Genomic DNA, 1364 nt, shown 5'->3' on the forward strand with positions numbered 1-1364 from the left:
GTATCGTTCCGAACCATGGCCGCATCGCGCATCTACCATGCGCTGCTGGTCGCCTGCACCGAATATCCCAACCTGCCGCAGAGGAACTGGCTTGTCGGGCCGAAGAACGATGCAGCCCTCGTCCACGACTATCTGCTGAAGAATGTGCCCGACCCCGTGCGCTTCGCGCCGGAAAACGTCACGCTGCTCGCCAAGGATGTCCCCGGCGCCAGTGGCCTGCCGACCCATGCGGCGATCAAGGCTGCATTGGCCGACCTTGCCGCCAAGGTTCAGCGCGACGATTTCGTCTATCTGCATCTGTCCGGTCACGGTGCCCAGCAGCCGCAGATGGTCAAGGGCGACGAGACCGACGGGCTCGACGAGATCTTCCTGCCCGTAGATATCGGCAAATGGATCAACCGTGATGCCGGCGTGCCCAATGCGCTGATCGACAACGAAATCGGCGCGGCACTCGACGCCATCCGCGACAAGGGTGCTTTCGTCTGGGTTGTGTTCGACTGCTGCCATTCCGGAACCGCGACACGCGCCGTCGAGGTCGATGACGAGCTGGAGCGCAAGGTCGAGTTCGCCGACCTGGTCGGCGGCAACGAGTCCGAGCGGGCTGCCGCGATCGAGGCCTATGACGAGGTGATTTCGGTCGCCGGCTCGCGCGGCATCGACGACAATGGCACGCGCAAGCCCGCCTTCACCCTGACGCCGACCGGTGGCGAACCGATCACCAAGGGCAAGCTGGTCGCCTTCTATGCCGCGCAGACGGTGGAGACGACGCCCGAGATGCCGTTGCCCAAGGGCATCGCGGATGCGCCGCGCTTGGGCCTGTTCACCTTCACCATCCTGTCCAAACTGGCCGAGAATCCCAACGTCACCTATCGCCAGCTCGGCCAGGCCGTGCTGCAGCAATATTCGGCCGACAGCCGCACCCGGCCGACACCGCTGTTCGAGGGCGAACTGGATGCCCGCGTCTTCGGCACCGACAAGACCGATGCAGTCATGCAGTGGCCTGTCGTCATCAAGGACGGCGAAGCGACGATCGGCGCCGGACTGCTGCATCGCCTCACCCCCGGCAGCAAGCTCGCCATCCTGCCATCGGCGTTATCGCCGCTGTCCGACGCTGTCGGATTTTTGGAAGTGCAGTCGGCAAAAAACCTGGAAAGCCGCGTCAAGCCGGTCGAGTTCGACAAGAAGCCGGCGCTCAAATTCGCCGACATTCCCGCCAACGCCTATGCGCGGGTGGCGGAGATCGCCGTCGACTATAAGCTCGTCTTGGCGCGGCCGGCCATAGCCAAGGGACTTGAAAAGGAAACCGCTCTGGTCAATTCGGTTCTCGACGAACTGGCCACAGCCAGGGAGACCGGCTTCAACAT

The 1364-nt window shown here is 63.6% G+C and carries 1 protein-coding gene; it reads left to right on the forward strand.

The window, feature by feature from the left end:
• Window positions 1-15: 15 nt before the first annotated feature.
• Window positions 16-1364: caspase family protein (locus EN906_RS34215; RefSeq protein WP_245484396.1), on the forward strand; the 1349-nt coding region annotated here is incomplete at its 3' end.

Source organism: Mesorhizobium sp. M7A.F.Ca.CA.004.06.1.1 (assembly GCF_003999135.1).
GTDB lineage: Bacteria > Pseudomonadota > Alphaproteobacteria > Rhizobiales > Rhizobiaceae > Mesorhizobium.